Annotated in this window: 16 protein-coding genes and 1 pseudogene; 9 read left to right on the forward strand and 8 right to left on the reverse strand. The window is 62.4% G+C overall.

Going from position 1 to position 18149, the window contains the following annotated elements; genetic code table 11:
* The first annotated feature begins 8 nt into the window (after positions 1–8).
* From nuoJ to CXQ81_RS21350, 6 genes and pseudogenes are all read left to right on the forward strand, one after another.
* Complete coding sequence (gene nuoJ, locus CXQ81_RS21325; RefSeq protein ID WP_101338481.1) at positions 9–509, forward strand: NADH-quinone oxidoreductase subunit J; 501 nt, start codon at positions 9–11, stop codon at positions 507–509.
* Between the two features lie 13 nt (positions 510–522).
* The gene (gene nuoK / locus CXQ81_RS21330) at positions 523–831 is read left to right on the forward strand and encodes an NADH-quinone oxidoreductase subunit NuoK (protein WP_085985111.1); all 309 of its coding nucleotides are present in this window, start codon (positions 523–525) and stop codon (positions 829–831) included.
* On the forward strand, positions 828–2681 hold the full coding sequence (nuoL, locus tag CXQ81_RS21335; protein ID WP_101338482.1) for an NADH-quinone oxidoreductase subunit L: 1854 nt from the start codon (positions 828–830) through the stop codon (positions 2679–2681). Before nuoK ends, nuoL begins: the two co-directional genes overlap by 4 nt.
* A gap of 39 nt (positions 2682–2720) precedes the next feature.
* On the forward strand, positions 2721–4253 hold the full coding sequence (gene nuoM / locus CXQ81_RS21340) for an NADH-quinone oxidoreductase subunit M (protein WP_101338483.1): 1533 nt from the start codon (positions 2721–2723) through the stop codon (positions 4251–4253).
* Between the two features lie 7 nt (positions 4254–4260).
* Positions 4261–5724: an NADH-quinone oxidoreductase subunit NuoN gene (gene nuoN, locus CXQ81_RS21345; RefSeq protein ID WP_007929613.1), complete on the forward strand. Its 1464-nt coding sequence runs from the start codon at positions 4261–4263 to the stop codon at positions 5722–5724.
* Between the two features lie 188 nt (positions 5725–5912).
* Positions 5913–5996: pseudogene (locus tag CXQ81_RS21350) on the forward strand (transcriptional regulator); the annotation flags it as partial.
* Between the two features lie 178 nt (positions 5997–6174).
* Here CXQ81_RS21350 and CXQ81_RS21355 read toward each other — a convergent pair.
* The 6 genes from CXQ81_RS21355 to CXQ81_RS21380 are packed head-to-tail and all read right to left on the reverse strand — an operon-like array spanning position 6175 to position 12135.
* Complete coding sequence (locus CXQ81_RS21355) at positions 6175–7917, reverse strand: ABC transporter substrate-binding protein (RefSeq protein WP_101338484.1); 1743 nt, start codon at positions 7915–7917, stop codon at positions 6175–6177.
* A gap of 50 nt (positions 7918–7967) precedes the next feature.
* On the reverse strand, positions 7968–8240 hold the full coding sequence (locus CXQ81_RS21360) for a DUF2160 domain-containing protein (protein WP_009044596.1): 273 nt from the start codon (positions 8238–8240) through the stop codon (positions 7968–7970).
* Between the two features lie 10 nt (positions 8241–8250).
* On the reverse strand, positions 8251–9051 hold the full coding sequence (locus tag CXQ81_RS21365; RefSeq protein ID WP_007929618.1) for a carbohydrate ABC transporter permease: 801 nt from the start codon (positions 9049–9051) through the stop codon (positions 8251–8253).
* Between the two features lie 11 nt (positions 9052–9062).
* Entirely contained in the window at positions 9063–9929 is an 867-nt protein-coding gene (locus tag CXQ81_RS21370; protein WP_007929620.1) for a carbohydrate ABC transporter permease, read from the reverse strand.
* Complete coding sequence (locus CXQ81_RS21375) at positions 9926–11041, reverse strand: ABC transporter ATP-binding protein (RefSeq protein ID WP_101338485.1); 1116 nt, start codon at positions 11039–11041, stop codon at positions 9926–9928. Before CXQ81_RS21375 ends, CXQ81_RS21370 begins: the two co-directional genes overlap by 4 nt.
* Entirely contained in the window at positions 11041–12135 is a 1095-nt protein-coding gene (locus tag CXQ81_RS21380; RefSeq protein ID WP_007929624.1) for an ABC transporter ATP-binding protein, read from the reverse strand. Before CXQ81_RS21380 ends, CXQ81_RS21375 begins: the two co-directional genes overlap by 1 nt.
* Before the next feature lie 294 nt (positions 12136–12429).
* Between CXQ81_RS21380 and CXQ81_RS21385 the strand changes: the two genes are divergently transcribed.
* The 3 genes from CXQ81_RS21385 to CXQ81_RS21395 are packed head-to-tail and all read left to right on the forward strand — an operon-like array spanning position 12430 to position 14973.
* Positions 12430–14280, forward strand: a complete 1851-nt coding sequence (locus CXQ81_RS21385) for a sigma-54-dependent Fis family transcriptional regulator (RefSeq protein WP_101338486.1) — start codon at positions 12430–12432, stop codon at positions 14278–14280.
* 25 nt (positions 14281–14305) lie between these two features.
* On the forward strand, positions 14306–14599 hold the full coding sequence (locus CXQ81_RS21390; protein ID WP_256593410.1) for a type II toxin-antitoxin system Phd/YefM family antitoxin: 294 nt from the start codon (positions 14306–14308) through the stop codon (positions 14597–14599).
* Entirely contained in the window at positions 14596–14973 is a 378-nt protein-coding gene (locus CXQ81_RS21395) for a type II toxin-antitoxin system VapC family toxin (protein ID WP_007929631.1), read from the forward strand. Before CXQ81_RS21390 ends, CXQ81_RS21395 begins: the two co-directional genes overlap by 4 nt.
* Before the next feature lie 72 nt (positions 14974–15045).
* Here the strand turns inward: CXQ81_RS21395 and cysS are convergent, their stop codons facing one another.
* Complete coding sequence (cysS, locus tag CXQ81_RS21400) at positions 15046–16428, reverse strand: cysteine--tRNA ligase (protein ID WP_053261852.1); 1383 nt, start codon at positions 16426–16428, stop codon at positions 15046–15048.
* 18 nt (positions 16429–16446) lie between these two features.
* Positions 16447–18144 (reverse strand): glutamine--tRNA ligase/YqeY domain fusion protein, encoded by a 1698-nt coding sequence (locus CXQ81_RS21405; RefSeq protein WP_101338487.1) that lies wholly within the window; start codon positions 18142–18144, stop codon positions 16447–16449.
* Positions 18145–18149: the final 5 nt, after the last annotated feature.

Below are 18149 nucleotides of genomic sequence, written 5' to 3' on the forward strand. Positions count from 1 at the left end.
GAAGAAAGATGGAATTCGCTTTCTATTTCGCGTCAGGTGTCGCCGTTGTCTCCACGCTCCGCGTGGTGACCAACACCAACCCTGTGCACGCCCTGCTCTACCTGATCATTTCGCTGATCGCCGTGGCGATGACCTTCTTCAGCCTCGGCGCGCCGTTCGCCGGCGTACTGGAAGTGATCGCCTATGCTGGCGCCATCATGGTGCTGTTCGTGTTCGTGGTGATGATGCTGAACCTGGGGCCTGCCTCGGTTCAGCAGGAACGCATCTGGCTCAAGCCGGGAATCTGGCTGGGGCCGGTGGTGCTCGCCACCCTGCTGCTGGTGGAGCTGCTGTACGTGCTGTTCAGCCACCAGAGCGGTACCGGTGTCGGCCACACCACCGTGGACGCCAAGGCCGTGGGCATCAGCCTGTTCGGTCCTTATCTGCTGGTGGTCGAACTCGCCTCGATGCTGCTGCTCGCCGCAGCCGTCACGGCGTTCCACCTGGGCCGCAACGAGGCGAAGGAGTAAGACCATGCCTACTATCGGAACTATCCCTCTGGAGCATGGCCTGGCCGTTGCCGGCATCCTGTTCTGCCTTGGCCTGGTCGGCCTGATGGTGCGCCGCAACATTCTCTTCGTGCTGATGAGCCTGGAAGTGATGATGAACGCCTCCGCCCTGGCCTTCATCGTCGCAGGTGCCAGATGGGCGCAGCCGGATGGACAGATCATGTTCATCCTGGTGATCAGCCTGGCAGCCGCCGAGGCCAGTATCGGCCTGGCGATCCTGTTGCAGCTGTATCGCCGCTTCCACACTCTCGATATCGACGCTGCCAGCGAGATGCGCGGATGAACCTTCTCTATCTGACTTTCCTGTTCCCCCTGATCGGTTTCCTGCTGCTGTCGTTCTCCCGTGGACGCCTCTCGGAAAACCTCGCCGCCCTGATCGGTGTCGGCTCCGTTGGCCTGTCGGCGATTGTCGCGGCTTATGTGATCTGGCAATTCAACGTCGCCCCGCCGGAAGGTGGCCACTACACCCAGGTGCTGTGGCAGTGGATGACCGTAGGCGACTTCAAGCCGACCTTCGCCCTGTATCTGGATGGCCTGTCCGTGACCATGCTCGGCGTGGTGGTGGGCGTGGGCTTCCTGATCCACCTGTTCGCGTCCTGGTACATGCGCGGTGAAGACGGTTACTCGCGCTTCTTCGCCTACACCAACCTGTTCATCGCCAGCATGCTGTTCCTGGTGCTCGGCGATGACCTGTTGTTCCTGTACTTCGGCTGGGAAGGTGTGGGCCTGTGTTCGTACCTGCTGATCGGTTTCTACTACAGCAACCGCAACAACGGTAACGCGGCACTCAAGGCCTTCATCGTCACTCGCATCGGCGACGTGTTCATGGCCATCGGCCTGTTCATCCTGTTCCAGCAGCTGGGCACCCTGAATATCCAGCAACTGCTGGTCGCGGCGCCTGCGAAGTTCCAGGCCGGCGACTTCTGGATCGTCCTGGCGACCCTGATGCTGCTGGGTGGCGCGGTCGGTAAATCCGCCCAGCTGCCGCTGCAGACCTGGCTGGCGGACGCGATGGCCGGTCCTACTCCGGTTTCGGCACTGATCCACGCCGCAACCATGGTGACTGCCGGTGTCTACCTGATCGCCCGTACCCACGGTCTGTTCGCCCTGGCGCCGGATATCCTGCACCTGGTGGGCGTCGTCGGTGGCGTGACTCTGGTCCTGGCCGGCTTCGCCGCGCTGGTCCAGACCGACATCAAGCGGATTCTCGCCTACTCGACCATGAGCCAGATCGGCTACATGTTCCTGGCCCTGGGCGTTGGCGCCTGGGACGGCGCGATCTTCCACCTGATGACCCACGCCTTCTTCAAGGCCCTGCTGTTCCTTGCCTCCGGTGCGGTGATCGTTGCCTGCCACCACGAGCAGAACATCTTCAAGATGGGCGGCCTGTGGAAGAAACTGCCACTGGCCTACGCCAGCTTCATCGTCGGCGGCGCGGCCCTGGCGGCCCTGCCACTGGTCACCGCCGGTTTCTACTCCAAGGACGAGATCCTCTGGGAAGCCTTCGCCAGCGGTAACCACGGCCTGCTGTATGCCGGTCTGGTGGGGGCCTTCATGACCTCGCTGTACACCTTCCGCCTGATCTTCATCACCTTCCACGGTGAAGCCAAGACCGAAGCCCATGCCGGCCACGGCATCAGCCACTGGCTGCCGCTGTCGGTGCTGATCATTCTGTCGACCGCCGTCGGCGCCATGATCACTCCACCGCTGCACGGCGTACTGCCGCAAAGCGTCGGCCATGCCGGTGGCGAAGCCAAGCACAGCCTGGAACTGGCGTCGGGCGCCATCGCCATCGCCGGTATCCTGCTGGCCGCGCTGCTGTTCCTCGGCAAGCGTCGCTTCGTTACCGCCGTCGCCAACAGCAGCATCGGCCGCATCCTCTCGGCCTGGTGGTTCGCTGCCTGGGGCTTCGACTGGATCTACGACAAACTGTTCGTCAAGCCATATCTGGCGATCAGCCATGTACTGCGCAAAGACCCGCTCGACCAGACCATCGGTCTGATCCCGCGCCTGGCCAAAGGGGGCCACAACTCCCTGAGCCGTACGGAAACCGGTCAACTGCGTTGGTACGCCGCCTCGATGGCTGCTGGTGCCGTGCTGGTTATCGGCGCCGTCGTGCTGGTAGCGGTCTGATATGAACCTTGCGAACTTGCGAAAGGAATTGAGCCCGTCATGATTCTGCCTTGGCTAATCCTGATCCCCTTCATCGGCGGCCTGCTGTGCTGGATGGGTGAGCGCTTCGGCGCCACCCTCCCCCGCTGGATTGCGCTGATCACCATGTCCCTGCTGCTCACCCTCGGCCTCTGGCTGTGGGCCCACGGCGACTATTCACTCGCTCCGGCACCTGGCGCCGATCCGACCTGGACCCTGGAGTTCAAGCACGTCTGGATCGAGCGCTTCGGCATCAACGTGCACCTGGCCCTCGATGGCCTGTCGCTGTTGATGATCCTGCTGACCGGCCTCCTGGGCGTGCTGTCCGTCCTCTGCTCCTGGAAAGAGATCCAGCGTCACGTGGGCTTCTTCCACCTGAACCTGATGTGGATCCTGGGCGGTGTCGTCGGCGTGTTCCTCGCCCTCGACCTGTTCATGTTCTTCTTCTTCTGGGAAATGATGCTGGTGCCGATGTACTTCCTCATCGCGCTCTGGGGTCACAGTTCTTCGGACGGCAAGAAAACCCGGATCTACGCCGCGACCAAGTTCTTCATCTTCACTCAGGCTTCCGGCCTGATCATGCTGGTGGCGATCCTCGGTCTGGTGCTGGTCAACTTCAACGACACCGGCGTGATCACCTTCAACTACGCCGACCTGTTGAAGACCAAGATGTCGACCACCACCGAGTACGTGCTGATGCTCGGCTTCTTCATCGCCTTCGCGGTGAAATTGCCGGTGGTGCCGTTCCACTCCTGGCTGCCTGACGCTCACGCCCAGGCACCGACCGCGGGCTCCGTGGACCTCGCCGGTATCTTGCTGAAGACCGCGGCCTACGGCCTGCTGCGTTTCGCCCTGCCGCTGTTCCCGAATGCCTCGGCCGAGTTCGCGCCGATCGCCATGACCCTGGGTCTGATCGGGATCTTCTACGGTGCCTTCCTGGCCTTCGCCCAGACCGACATCAAGCGCCTGGTGGCATTCTCCAGCGTTTCGCACATGGGCTTCGTGCTGATCGGCATCTACTCCGGCAGCCAGCTGGCCCTGCAGGGCGCGGTGATCCAGATGCTCGCGCACGGTCTGTCGGCGGCAGCACTCTTTATCCTGTGCGGCCAGCTGTACGAACGCACCCACACCCGCGACATGCGTGAAATGGGCGGCCTGTGGTCGAAGATCGCCTACCTGCCAGCCATCAGCCTGTTCTTCGCCGCGGCCTCGCTGGGCTTGCCGGCGACCGGTAACTTCGTCGGCGAATTCCTGATCCTGATCGGCACCTTCGCCAGCGCGCCATGGGTCACCGTGCTCGCGACGTCCGGCCTGGTGTTCGGTTCGGTCTATTCGCTGATCATGATTCACCGCGCCTACTTCGGCCCGGCCAAGTCGGACGCGGTCCTGCACGGCATGGACGCTCGCGAACTGATCATGGTGGTCGGACTGGCGGCGCTGCTGATCTACATCGGCATCTACCCGCAACCGTTCCTCGATACCTCTGCCGCCACCATGAGTGGCGTGCAGCAATGGCTCGGCACCGCCTTCACTCAACTCGCTTCGGCCCGGTAAGAGCGCTATGGACTTTACGATTCAACACTTTATCGCGCTTGCGCCGCTGTTGATCACCAGCCTCACCATCATTGTGGTGATGCTGGCTATCGCCTGGCGTCGCAACCATTCGCAAACCTTCCTGCTGTCGGTCGCCGGTCTGAACCTGGCGTTGCTGTCGATTCTGCCGGCCCTGAAAGTCACCCCTCTGGCGGTGACTCCATTGCTGCAGATCGACCAGTTCGCCTGCCTGTACATGGCGCTGATCCTGGTGGCCACCCTGGCCTGCGTCACCCTCGCCCACGCCTACCTGGGCGACGGCGGCACCGGCTACCCAGGCAACCGCGAAGAGCTGTACCTGCTGATCCTGATGGCCGCCGCCGGCGGCCTGGTCCTGGTCAGCGCACAGCACCTGGCCGGCTTGTTCATCGGCCTGGAGCTGCTCTCGGTACCGGTCTACGGCCTGGTGGCTTATGCCTTCTTCAACAAGCGCTCGCTGGAAGCCGGCATCAAGTACATGGTGCTGTCGGCCGCTGGTTCCGCGTTCCTGCTGTTCGGCATGGCCCTGCTCTACGCCGAAGCCGGCAGCCTGAGCTTCAACGGCATCGGTCAGGCCCTGGCCGCGACCGGCCTGCCTAGCCCGCTGGCCCAACTGGGCCTGGGCATGATGCTGATCGGCCTGGCGTTCAAGCTGTCGCTGGTACCGTTCCACCTGTGGACCCCGGACGTCTACGAAGGGGCCCCGGCGCCTGTGGCGGCCTTCCTGGCCACCGCGAGCAAGGTGGCGGTATTCGCGGTGATGGTGCGTCTGTTCCAGATCTCGCCGGTGGCCAGCAGCGGTGTCCTGAACACCGTGCTGACCCTGATCGCGATTGCCTCGATCCTGTTCGGTAACCTGCTGGCGCTGACCCAGAGCAACCTCAAGCGTCTGCTGGGTTACTCGTCCATCGCCCACTTCGGTTACCTGCTGATCGCCCTGGTGGCGAGCAAGGGCCTGGCGATGGAAGCCATCGGCGTCTACCTGGTCACCTACGTGATCACCAGCCTCGGCGCCTTCGGCGTGATCACCCTGATGTCCTCGCCCTACAAGGGTCGCGACGCGGATGCCCTGTACGAGTACCGCGGCCTGTTCTGGCGCCGTCCGTACCTGACCGCCGTACTGACCGTGATGATGCTGTCCCTGGCCGGCATCCCGCTGACCGCGGGCTTCATCGGCAAGTTCTACATCATCGCCACCGGTGTCGAAGCGCACCAATGGTGGCTGGTCGGCTCCCTGGTCCTGGGTAGCGCCATCGGCGTGTTCTACTACCTGCGCGTCATGGTCACCCTGTACCTGATCGAGCCAAACCTGCGCCGCGTCGATGCCCAGCTGCACTGGGAACAGAAAGCCGGCGGCGTAATGCTGCTGGCCATCGCGGTCCTGGCGTTCTTCCTCGGCGTCTACCCACAACCGCTGCTGATCCTGGTCCAGCAATCCGGTCTGGCGGGCTGATCGCTCAAGCACGATCCGCGGTAAAACAAGACGGCGCCTTCGGGCGCCGTTTTGCATTTATGGGAACGGCCCTCCCCTGCCCTGCGAATTGCCCTTCAAGCAAATCCGTGATGCCTGACATACCCGAACTGTGCCTGGCTTTAAAGTGAACTCCACACGTCACACTCAAATAGAGGCAAGGAAGAACGATGAGACGAGACATCTTTTCCGAGTTGGTCGAAGGCCTTGAAGCGCTGGCAGATGAACGTCACGGCAAGATCACACTACCCACCAGGACGCTGTCGCGAGCAATCGAGCGGCAACCCTCTACACCTACAGAACTGAAGACCGCCGGCACCTGCGCCACGAAACAGCCAGGGTAGGCTTGCTCGCGAAAGCGACAACGCAATCATCGCGCGCCTCGAAAAAACGGCACCCGAAGGTGCCGTTGCGTATTACCGATCCACAACCTTATTTGCGCGCTGCCTCCCACGACTTGAGCAGTTCGTTGTAGCTCACGGTTTCCCCCTTGGGTTTCTCGTTGGCCAGTTTCGGTTTCGGCGCGCCCGGCTGGTCGAACCAGTATTGCGCGTCGCGCTCGGGGTTCATTTTCGGCGCGCAGGTGGCCTGGGCTTTCGAGCGCTCGAGCCGGGTCATGATCGCGTCCTGGTCCTTGGCCAGGCCATCGAGCGCCTGTTGCGGGGTTTTCTCGCCGCTGGCGGCTTCGGCGATATGGCTCCACCACAACTGCGCCAGGCGTGGATAGTCCGGCACGTTGGTGCCGGTCGGCGTCCACTGCACCCGGGCTGGGCTGCGATAGAACTCCACCAGGCCGCCGAGCTTCGGCGCCAGGTCAGTCATCGCCTGGGAGTTGATGTCCGACTCACGGATCGGTGTCAGGCCGACGATGGTTTTCTTCAGCGACACGGTTTTCGAGGTCACGAACTGGGCATAGAGCCAGGCCGCGAGTTTCTGCTTCTCCGGGGTGGACTTCATGAAGGTCCAGGACCCCACGTCCTGATAGCCCAGCTTCATGCCCTCCTCCCAGTACGGTCCACGCGGCGACGGCGCCATGCGCCATTTCGGCGTGCCGTCGGCGTTCATCACCGCCAGGCCCGGCTTGGTCATGTCGGCGGTGAAGGCGGTGTACCAGAAGATCTGCTGGGCGATATTGCCCTGGGACGGCACCGGCCCGGACTCGGAGAAGGTCATGCCCGCCGCTTCCGGTGGCGCGTACTTTTTCATCCAGTCGACGTATTTGGTGGTGGCGAACACCGCCGCCGGGCCGTTGGTGTCGCCGCCGCGGGTCACGCTGGAGCCCACCGGATGGCAATCCTCGACGCGGATCCCCCACTCGTCCACCGGCAAACCGTTGGGCAAGCCCTTGTCGCCACCGCCGGCCATGGAGAACCAGGCATCGGTGAAGCGCCAGCCCAGGGACGGGTCCTTCTTGCCGTAGTCCATATGCCCATAGACCCGCTTGCCGTCGATCTCCTTGACGTCCTCGCTGAAGAACTTGGCGATGTCCTCATAGGCCGACCAGTTCACCGGCACACCCAGCTCGTAGCCGTACTTCTCCTTGAACCTGGCTTTCAGGTCGGCCCGCTCGAACCAGTCGGCGCGGAACCAGTACAGGTTGGCGAACTGCTGGTCGGGCAACTGATAGATCTTGCCGTCCGGCGCGGTGGTGAAGGAGATGCCGATGAAGTCCTTGATGTCCAGGGTCGGCGAGGTATAGTCCTTGCCCTCGTTGGCCATCAGGTCGGTGATGGATTCGGTCTTGCCATAACGGAAGTGCGTGCCGATCAGGTCGGAGTCGTTGACCCAGCCGTCATAGATGTTCTTGTCCGACTGCATCTGGGTCTGCAGCTTCTCCACCACGTCGCCTTCCTGCAGCAGGTCGTGGGTCAGCTTGATCCCGGTGATTTCGCTGAAAGCCTTGGCCAGCACCTTGGACTCGTATTCATGGGTGGCGATGGTTTCCGAGACCACGTTGATCTTCATCCCGCGAAACGGCTCGGACGCCTTGATGAACCACTTCAGCTCTTCCAGCTGTTGTTCCGCGGTCAGGGTGGATGGCTTGAACTCGCTGCCGATCCATTTTTTCGCGGCGTCCTCATAGGCGTCGGCCCAGGCCGTCGCGCTCAGGCAGCTCAATGCCAGCATGGCCGCCAATGAAACGCTATGTCGCAGCTTATTGTTTTTGTCGAACATAGAGACCTCCCGGTTGAATTTCGAAGCAGGACCGCCGCGCACGCGCCCGGCTAGCCCCAACGCATCACAGCCAACAGCCACACCAGGGACAGCACGAACGCCACCCAGATGCTCCAGTCGGTGGCGCCGATTACCAGCAGATGCAGGTAGGCGCTGCCGAGAAGACCGATAAACAGACGATCGCCACGGGTGGTGGCAATCGGCAGGAAGCCGCGCCGAGGGATGCTCGGCGAACGCAGCTCCCAAGTGGTCATGCCCAGCAGGATCAAGGCAATGACACCGAAGAATGCCGCCGTCGGGGCGGTCCAGTTCATCCATTCCATCAACGGTTCCTCATACCCGGCCCAGGGCAAAGCCCTTGGCCACATGGTTGCGAACAAACCAGATCACCAGCATGCCCGGCAGAATGGTCAGCACCCCGGCGGCCGCCAGCACGCCCCAGTCGATACCGGAGGCGGACACGGTGCGGGTCATCACCGCGGCGATCGGCTTGGCGTTCACCGAGGTCAAAGTCCGCGCCAGCAACAGCTCGACCCAGGAAAACATGAAGCAGAAGAACGCCGTCACGCCGATCCCCGAACCGATCAGCGGGACGAAGATCTTCACGAAGAATTTGGGAAAGCTGTAGCCGTCGATGTAGGCGGTCTCGTCGATTTCCTTCGGCACCCCAGACATGAAGCCTTCGAGAATCCATACCGCCAGCGGCACGTTGAACAGGCAGTGGGCCAGGGCCACGGCAATGTGCGTATCGAACAGGCCGATGGACGAATACAGCTGGAAGAACGGCAGCAGGAATACCGCCGGCGGCGCCATGCGATTGGTCAGCAGCCAGAAGAACAGGTGCTTGTCGCCGAGGAAGCGGTAGCGCGAAAAGGCATAGGCCGCCGGCAGCGCCACGCTCAGGGAAATCACCGTGTTCAAGCTGACGTAATACAGCGAGTTGAGGTAGCCGGTGTACCAGCTGGGGTCGGTGAAGATCACCTTGTAGTTGTGCCAGGTGAAGTCCTGGGGCCACAGGGTCAGGCTGCCGAGAATCTCGTTGTTGCTCTTGAACGACATGTTCAGCAACCAGTAGATCGGCACCAGCAGGAACAGGATGTAGATCAGCAGCGGTATCAGCTTGCGCTTGGTCATGGCGGCCGTCCTCAGCGATTGGCGTCGGAGTGGGTCATGGCGGTGTAGAACAGCCAGGACACCAGCAGGATGATCAGGAAGTACACCAGGGAGAACGCTGCGGCCGGGCCCAGGTCGAACTGCCCGATCGCCATCTGGGTCAGGGTCTGGCTAAGGAAGGTCGTGGCGTTGCCCGGCCCGCCGCCGGTGAGCACGAACGGCTCGGTGTAGATCATGAAGCTGTCCATGAAGCGCAGCATCACCGCGATCAGCAGCACGCTTTTCATCTTCGGCAACTGGATATGGCGGAACACCGCCCAGTTCGACGCCCGGTCGATGCGCGCCGCCTGGTAATACACGTCCGGGATCGCCCGCAGTCCCGAAAAGCAGAGCAGCGCCACCAGCGAGGTCCAGTGCCACACGTCCATCACCAGCACCGTGACCCAGGCATCCATGGTATTGGCCGCGTAGTTGTAATCGATGCCCAGGGCATTCAGCGCCGAGCCCATCAGGCCGATGTCGGCGCGGCCGAAGATCTGCCAGATGGTGCCCACCACGTTCCATGGGATCAGCAGCGGAATGGCGAGGATGATCAGCACCACCGACGACCAGCGCCCCTTGCTCGGCATGGTCAGGGCGATGGCGATGCCCAAGGGAATTTCGATCAACAGCACGCAGGCCGAATAGATGAACTGGCGCAGCAGCGAGTCGTGCAGGCGCGGGTCGAGCAGCACCTGGCGGTACCAGTCGGCGCCGACGAAATAGCGGCTGGACTGGTCGAAAATGTCCTGCACCGAATAGTTGACCACGGTCATCATCGGGATCACCGCACTGAAGGCCACCAGCAGGAACACCGGCAATACCAGCCACCAGGCTTTGTTGTTCTGCACTTTGTTCATGGCTGAACCTCGTTCGTGGCGTGGGCCTCCAGCAGGTATTCGTCGGCGTAGACCATCAGCCACTGCGCGGGGAAGCTGATGCAGGCCCTGCCCTGCGGCACCGGTTTGTCTTCGGCCAGCCGCACTTTCAAGACCGCGCCGTCGAGGTTCAGGGTCATGATCTTGTAGGTACCCAGGTCCTCGATGTGGACCACGTCGGCCTGCAGCGCCTCCTCATAAGGCTCGTCCCAGACATGGATGAACTCCGGGCGGATGCCGACTTTCAGGCTCTGGTAATCGATCTCGGCGATCCGCTGCTGCAAGGCTTCGGGCAAGGCCAGATGGGTGCCGGCGAACCTGACACCGCCGGCCTCTGCCCGGACCTCGATCAGGTTCATCCCCGGGCTGCCGATGAAGTAGCCGACAAAGGTGTGGCTCGGCCGCTCGAACAGCTCCCGCGGGGTACCGAACTGGACGATCTGCCCACCGTACATCACCGCGATCTTGTCGGCGAAGGTCGAGGCTTCGAGCTGGTCGTGGGTGACGTAGACCATGGTGATGTTGAACTGCTCGTGGATCTGCTTGAGCTTGCGCCGCAGCTTCCACTTCAAGTGCGGGTCGATCACCGTCAGCGGCTCGTCGAACAGGATCGCCGATACGTCATCGCGCACCAGGCCGCGGCCCATGGAAACCTTCTGCTTTTCGTCGGCGCTGAGGTTGCGCGCCTTCTTGTTCAGCAGCGCCTGCAAGTCGAGGACCTCGGCGATCTCCTGCACCTTGCTGTGCACCCTGGCCTCGGCCAGGCCCTGGTTGCGCAGCGGGAAGGCCAGGTTGTCGAACACCGTCATGGTGTCGTAGACCACCGGGAACTGGAAAACCTGGGCGATGTTGCGCTTCTCGGGAGTCAGCTCGTTGACCACCCGGGTATCGAACAGCACCTGCCCCTGGGACGGGCTGAGCAGCCCGGAAATGATGTTGAGCAAGGTCGACTTGCCGCAGCCGGACGGCCCGAGCAAGGCATAGGCGCCGCCCTGCTCCCAGACGTGGTTCATCTCGCGGATCGCATAGTCCTCGGGACCGGCCGGGCTACTGGTGTAACTGTGGGCGAGGTTGTGCAAACGGATCTCGGCCATCAGGCAACCCTCGCGACGCGCCGCCCCGGCGCCTGGACCAGACGGCCCTGGGCATCGAAGACGAACAGTTTGTGGGTGGGGATATAGATACGGATCGGCGCGTCGACGTCGTATTCGTGCACGCCGGGCAGGTGCAGCACCAACAGGAATTGTTCGTTGCGCACATGCAGGAAGGTTTCCGAGCCGCTGATTTCCGCCACCTCGACGGTCACCGCCAGCTCCAGGTCGTCGTCGTTGCTCGGCACCAGGGAGATATGGCTGGGCCGCACGCCGAAGCGGAACTCGCCCTCGCCGACCGGGCGCAGATCGACGTTCAGCGGAAAGTGCACGAAATTGGCGAAGCTCACTTCATTGCCGGCGATGCGCCCCGGCATCAGGTTGATCGGCGGCTCGGAGAACAGCTCGGCGGCCAGCACGGTCTGGGGCTGGTGATAGACCTCGGCGGTCTTGCCGCTCTGCACCAGACGCCCCTCGTGGAGGATGGTGGTGGTGCCGCCCAGGGCCAGCGCCTCGTTGGGCTCGGTGGTGGCATAGATGGCGATGGTGTGGCGGGCCTGGAACAGCTCGCGCATCTCCTGGCGCAGCTCTTCGCGCAGCTTGTAGTCGAGATTGACCAGCGGTTCGTCGAACAGGATCAGCTCGGCATCCTTGACCAGCGCCCGGGCCATCGCCGTGCGCTGCTGCTGGCCGCCGGACAGCTCCAGCGGATGGCGCTGCAGGAACTTCTCGATCCGCAGCATCTTCGCCGTCTCCAGCACCTTGCTCTCGATCAGTTGCGCCGAAACGCCGGCCTGGCGCAGCGGCGAGGCAATATTCTCGAACACGGTCATGGTCGGGTAGTTGATGAACTGCTGATAGACCATCGACACGTTGCGCAACCGCACCGGGCGCCCGGTGACGTCCACGCCGTTCATCAGGATGCGCCCGCTGGCGGGCTTGTCGAGCCCGGCGATCAAGCGCATCAGGCTGGTCTTGCCGGACAGCGTGCGCCCCAGCAGGACATTGAAGGAACCGGGTTCAAAGCGCAGCGAGATGTCATCGATCCAGGTCTGGCCCTCGACGACACGGCTGACGTGCTCCAGCGTTAATGACATGGCTCGGCCTTTTTTATTATTGGAGTCAAGCGACCGCAGCAGCAGAGCGACTTTCGTGCCAGAACCGCGGCACCAAACCAAGCCACTGATAAGCCTGATATTTATTAAAAGACCGGCTATTGGAAGGTTCACAGCTGAACAGAAATGAACAACCCGCACTGAACAACTGAACAGTCCGGCGGTTGACAATGAACAAGAGTGAACAACACTGGATGGACGCTTTTGCCCGTAAACGCCACAGTCCCGGGCCTAGGCCAATAACAACAATAAAAGCGTTTTCAGAGACCTACCGCCATGAGCGCACCTGCCTCACCGCTGTCTCACGAGACCATCATCAAGGACTCCTGGAGTCGCTGCCGGGCCTTTGGCCTCAGCCACCAGAGCGCGCCCGCCTTCGACCAACTGCCCGCCGAGCGCATCGCCCAGTTGCTGGAGAGCCAGCATGCCCTGGTGCAGACCACTCACCAGGAAGTCCTGCCCTACTACGAGAACATCCTCAGCAACTCCAATTGCCTGATCATGCTCGCCGACAACCAGGGCCAGGTGCTGACGTCCTGGGGCACCCAGCGTTTTATCCAGCCGAGCCTGGCCCGTGGTTTCAGCGCCGGCGCCAGCTGGCTGGAACACTGCAGCGGGACCAACGCCATCGGCACCGCCCTGGCTTGCGAACAGGCGGTGCATATCGAGCACGATGAACACTTTCTCAAGGCCAACCGCTTCATGACCGGCTCGGCCGCGCCGATCTTCGATGCCGAGCGCCGGGTGATCGCGGTGCTGGACGTCTCCAGCGACAGCTACCTGCCGCCCTCCCACACCCTGGGCATGGTCAAGATGATGAGCCAGACCGTGGAGAACCGGCTGATCCTCAACCTGTTTGAAGGCCGGCATTTCCAGCTGACCTTCAACACCGGCCTGAACAACCTCGACAGCCAGTGGGCCGGCTTGCTGATCTTCGATGACAGCGGCCAGGTGCTTTCGGCCAACCGCCGCGCCGACAACCTGCTGGGCATCAGCCTGTCGCGGGTCGGCATCGAAAGCCTGTTCAAGGTGTCACTGCTGGAATTGCTCAACCAGCCCGAAGGCCTGCCCTTCGCCCTGCAGGCTGCCGGTCGCAACCGCTTCCATTGCCTGCTCAAGCGTCCAAGGCAGATGCCGATCCAGGCCCGAGTCTTCGTCGAGCCACCTTCCCGTCCGGCTCCCGCCAACACAGATGCCATCAGCCTGAACACCCTGCACTTCGGCGACAGCCGGGTGGAGAAAGCCGTGCGCCAGGCCGAACGGCTGCTGGAAAAGGACATTCCGCTGCTGATCCACGGCGAAACCGGCGTCGGCAAGGAAGTTTTCGTCAAGGCCCTGCACCAAGCCAGCTCGCGGAGCAAACAGGCGTTCATTGCCGTCAACTGCGCGGCGATTCCCGCCGAACTGGTGGAGTCCGAGTTGTTCGGCTACGAGAAAGGCGCCTTCACCGGCGCCAGCCAGAAAGGCAGCATCGGCCTGATCCGCAAGGCCGACAAAGGCACGCTGTTCCTCGACGAAATCGGCGACATGCCCTTGCCGACCCAGGCCCGCCTGTTGCGTGTGCTGCAGGAGCGCTGCGTACAACCGGTGGGTAGCAGCGAGCTGTTCCCGGTGGACATCCGCATCATCTCGGCGACCAACCGCTCCCTGCGCGAACAGGTACAACTCGGGCGTTTTCGCGAGGACCTGTATTACCGCATCGGCGGCCTGACCCTGGAGTTGCCGCCCCTGCGCGAACGCAGCGACAAACAGGCGCTGTTCAAGCGCATCTGGGAACAGCATCGCGAGTCCGGCCAATGGGCCGGGCTCAGCCGCGATGTCCAGGAACTGTTCGAGCGCCATCCCTGGCCGGGCAACCTGCGCCAGGTCAGCAGTGTGATGCAGGTAGCACTGGCCATGGCCGAAGAACAGCCGATCCGCGCCGAGCACCTGCCGGACGACTTTTTTGTCGACCTGGACATGGAGCCAGCCACCAGCCACGAACCGCCCGGCGACATCGACCTGCAAGACACCCCCGACCTGCACCGCCAGCTCAAGGCCGTGGGTGGCAACATCTCCCTATTGGCCCGGCGCCTGGGGGTGAGTCGCAATACCCTGTACAAGCGCTTGCGACAGCTGGATACATAAAACCTGACCTGCCGTCTGCCTCGGCTTGGCCGGGATCGAATATTCTGGCTATATTTGTCCAGAATATTGGAGAAACCTCATGATCACTGTCCCGCTGGCAGAAGCCAAAAACAACCTGTCCAAACTGGTCGACGATGCCGCGGCAGGACAGGTCATTACCATCGCCAAACACGGTCGTGCCCTCGCCCGCCTGGTTCCCGTCGGCAAACCGTCGGGGCAGCGCATTGGTGCAATGAAAGGCAAACTGGTGCTTCCCGACGACTTTGACGCCCCGCTGCCGGACGACATGCTCGACGCCTTCGAAGGTACCCGGGAGTGAGAGTCCTGCTCGACACGCATATTCTGCTCTGGACCCTCAGCGACGATCCGAAGTTGTCGGCCAAGGCCCGAAAGCTGATTGAAAGCGCTGCCGAAATCTATATCAGCGCCGCGTCTTTCTGGGAGATGGCCATCAAGGTTGGCCTGGGCAAGCTTGATGTGGACCTGGAAGAGATTCGCGAATATTGCCTGGCGAGCGGTTTCATCGAACTGGCCATCACCTCGGAACACGCCATTGCGGTCAAAGACCTTGAACATCACCACCGCGATCCCTTTGACCGGCTGATTGTGGCCACCGCGATCAGCGAACCGATGAAACTGCTGACCGCCGACCCGCTAGTCGCCAAGTACAGCTCCCTGGCCATTCTGGTTTGATCCCGCACAGATAAATCGCAGGCAAACAAAAACCCGCACAAGGCGGGTTTCTGTTTGTCGCCAGTACAACGATCAGTCAGCCAGGCGCCAGGTAGTCCCGCCCTTGCCGTCTTCCAGCACCACGCCCATGGCGGTGATCTGGTCGCGGATGCGGTCGGACTCGGCCCAGTCCTTGTTGGCCCGGGCAGCCAGGCGCGCCTGGATCAACGCTTCGACCTGCGCCGCGTCGACCCGGCCTTCGGCACCGGCCTGCAGGAAGTCATCGGCGTCCAGCTGCAGCACACCCAGCACGTCCGCCAGTTCCCGCAGGCGCGCCGCCAGACCGGCCGCCGCATTGAGATCGCTCTCGCGCAGACGGTTGATCTCGCGCACCATCTCGAACAGCACCGCACAGGCTTCCGGCGTGCCGAAGTCGTCGTTCATCACCTCGGTGAAACGCTCGACGAAGGCTTCGCCACCGGCGGCCGGTACAGTCGGCAGGCCTTTGAGGGCGTGGTAGAAACGCTCCAGGGCGCCCTTGGCGTCCTTGAGGTTGTCTTCCGAGTAGTTGATCGCGCTGCGGTAGTGGCTCGACACCAGCAGGTAACGCACCACTTCCGGATGGTACTTGTCGAGCACGTCGCGGATGGTGAAGAAGTTGTTCAAGGACTTGGACATCTTCTCGCCATTGATGCGGATCATGCCGCAATGCATCCAGGCATTGGCGTAGGTCTTGCCGGTGGCCGCCTCGCTCTGGGCGATCTCGTTTTCATGGTGCGGGAACTCGAGGTCGCTGCCGCCGCCATGAATGTCGAAGGTCTCGCCCAGGCAGCAAGTCGACATCACCGAGCATTCGATGTGCCAGCCCGGACGCCCGGCGCCCCATGGCGATTCCCAGCTCGGCTCGCCCGGCTTGGCGGCTTTCCACAGCACGAAGTCCAGCGGGTCCTGCTTCGACTCGTCGACTTCGATGCGCGCGCCGATGCGCAGGTCTTCGATCTTCTTGCGCGACAGCTTGCCGTAACCGAGGAACTTGCCGACCCGGTAGTACACGTCGCCGTTGCCCGGCGCGTAGGCGTAGCCCTTGTCGATCAGGGTCTGGATCATCGCGTGCATGCCGGCGATATGGTCGGTGGCACGCGGTTCCATGTCCGGCTTCTTGATGTTCAGGCGCGCTTCGTCTTCGTGCATCGCCGCGATCATGCGCTCGGTCAACGCCTCGAACGATTCGCCGTTCTCGTTGGCCCGATTGATGATCTTGTCGTCGATGTCGGTGATGTTGCGCACATAGGTCAGGTCGTAGCCGCTGAAGCGCAGCCAGCGGGTCACCAGGTCGAAGGCGACCATGCTGCGGCCGTGGCCCAGGTGGCAATAGTCGTACACGGTCATGCCGCACACGTACATGCGCACCTTGTTGCCATCGAGCGGCTTGAAGACTTCTTTGCTCTTGGTGAGCGTGTTGTAGATCGTTAGCACAAGGAGTTCCTTAACTGATCACTGACCCCAGGAGTCGCGCAGGGTCACGGTACGGTTGAATACCGGTGCGCCCGGTTTCGAGTCCTTGATATCCGCGCAGAAGTAACCTTCGCGCTCGAACTGGAAACGGTCTTCCGGCTGTGCGTTGCCCAGCGAGGGTTCGGCACGACAACCAGTGAGGACCTGCAGGGAGTCAGGGTTGATGTTGTCCAGGAAACTTGCGCTGTCCTCGGCCTTCTCCGGGTTCGGCGAACGGAACAGGCGATCGTACAGGCGCACTTCGCACTCGACGCTGGCGGCGGCCGGCACCCAGTGGATCACGCCCTTGACTTTGCGCCCTTCCGGGTTCTTGCCCAGGGTGTCCGGGTCGTACGAGCAACGCAGCTCGACGATGTTGCCGTCGGCGTCCTTGATCGCCTCGTCGGCGCGGATCACGTAGCTGCCGCGCAGGCGCACTTCGCCGGCCGGCTCCAGGCGCTTGTAGCCCTTTGGCGGCTCTTCCATGAAGTCGTCGCGATCGATGTAGATTTCACGGGCGAACGGCAACACCCGCACACCCATGTCTTCTTTCGGGTGACGCGGCAATTCGAGGTTCTCGACCTGGCCTTCAGGGTAGTTGGTGATCACCACCTTCAGCGGACGCAGCACGCACATGGCGCGCGGGGCGCTGTGGTCGAGGTCGTCACGGATGCTGAATTCCAGCATGCCGAAGTCCACCACGCCGTCGGAACGGTTGGTGCCGACCATTTCGCAGAAATTGCGGATGGATTTCGGCGTGTAGCCACGACGACGGAAGCCCGACAGGGTCGACATGCGCGGGTCGTCCCAACCGTTGACGTGCTTCTCGTCCACCAGTTGCTTGAGCTTGCGTTTGCTGGTGATGGTGTAGTTCAGGTTCAGGCGGCTGAACTCGTACTGGCGCGGCTGTGCCGGCACCGGCAGGTTCTCCAGGAACCATTCGTACAGCGGGCGATGGCTTTCGAACTCCAGGGTGCAGATCGAGTGGGTGATGCCTTCGATGGCGTCCGACTGACCGTGAGTGAAGTCGTAGTTCGGGTAGATGCACCACTTGTCGCCGGTCTGGTGGTGATGCGCATGGCGGATGCGATACATGATCGGGTCGCGCAGGTTCATGTTCGGCGAGGCCATGTCGATCTTGGCCCGCAGCACACGTGCACCGTCCGGGAATTCGCCAGCGCGCATGCGGGCAAACAGGTCCAGGTTCTCTTCGACGCTGCGATCGCGGAACGGGCTGTTCTTGCCCGGCTCGGTCAGGCTGCCACGGTATTCCTTGGCCTGCTCGGGGGTCAGGTCGTCGACATAGGCCTTGCCCGCCTTGATCAGCTCCACCGCCCAGTCGTGCAGCTGGTCGAAGTATTGCGAGGCGTAGCGCACTTCACCGGACCACTCGAAGCCCAGCCACTTGACGTCGCTTTCGATGGCGTCGATGTATTCCTGGTCTTCCTTGGCCGGGTTGGTGTCGTCGAAACGCAGGTGGGTGACGCCGCCGAATTCCTGGGCCAGCCCGAAGTTCACGCAGATCGACTTGGCGTGACCGATGTGCAGGTAGCCGTTGGGTTCCGGCGGGAAGCGGGTCACGATCTGTGTGTGCTTACCCGAGTCCAGGTCCGCCTGGATGATCGGGCGCAGGAAGTTGACCGGAACGGCCGGTCCGGTCTTGGAATTCGAGGTAGGGTCGACAGTGGGCTTGCTCATAGGAT

The organism is Pseudomonas sp. 09C 129 (genome assembly GCF_002843625.1).
Lineage (GTDB): Bacteria > Pseudomonadota > Gammaproteobacteria > Pseudomonadales > Pseudomonadaceae > Aquipseudomonas > Aquipseudomonas chlororaphis.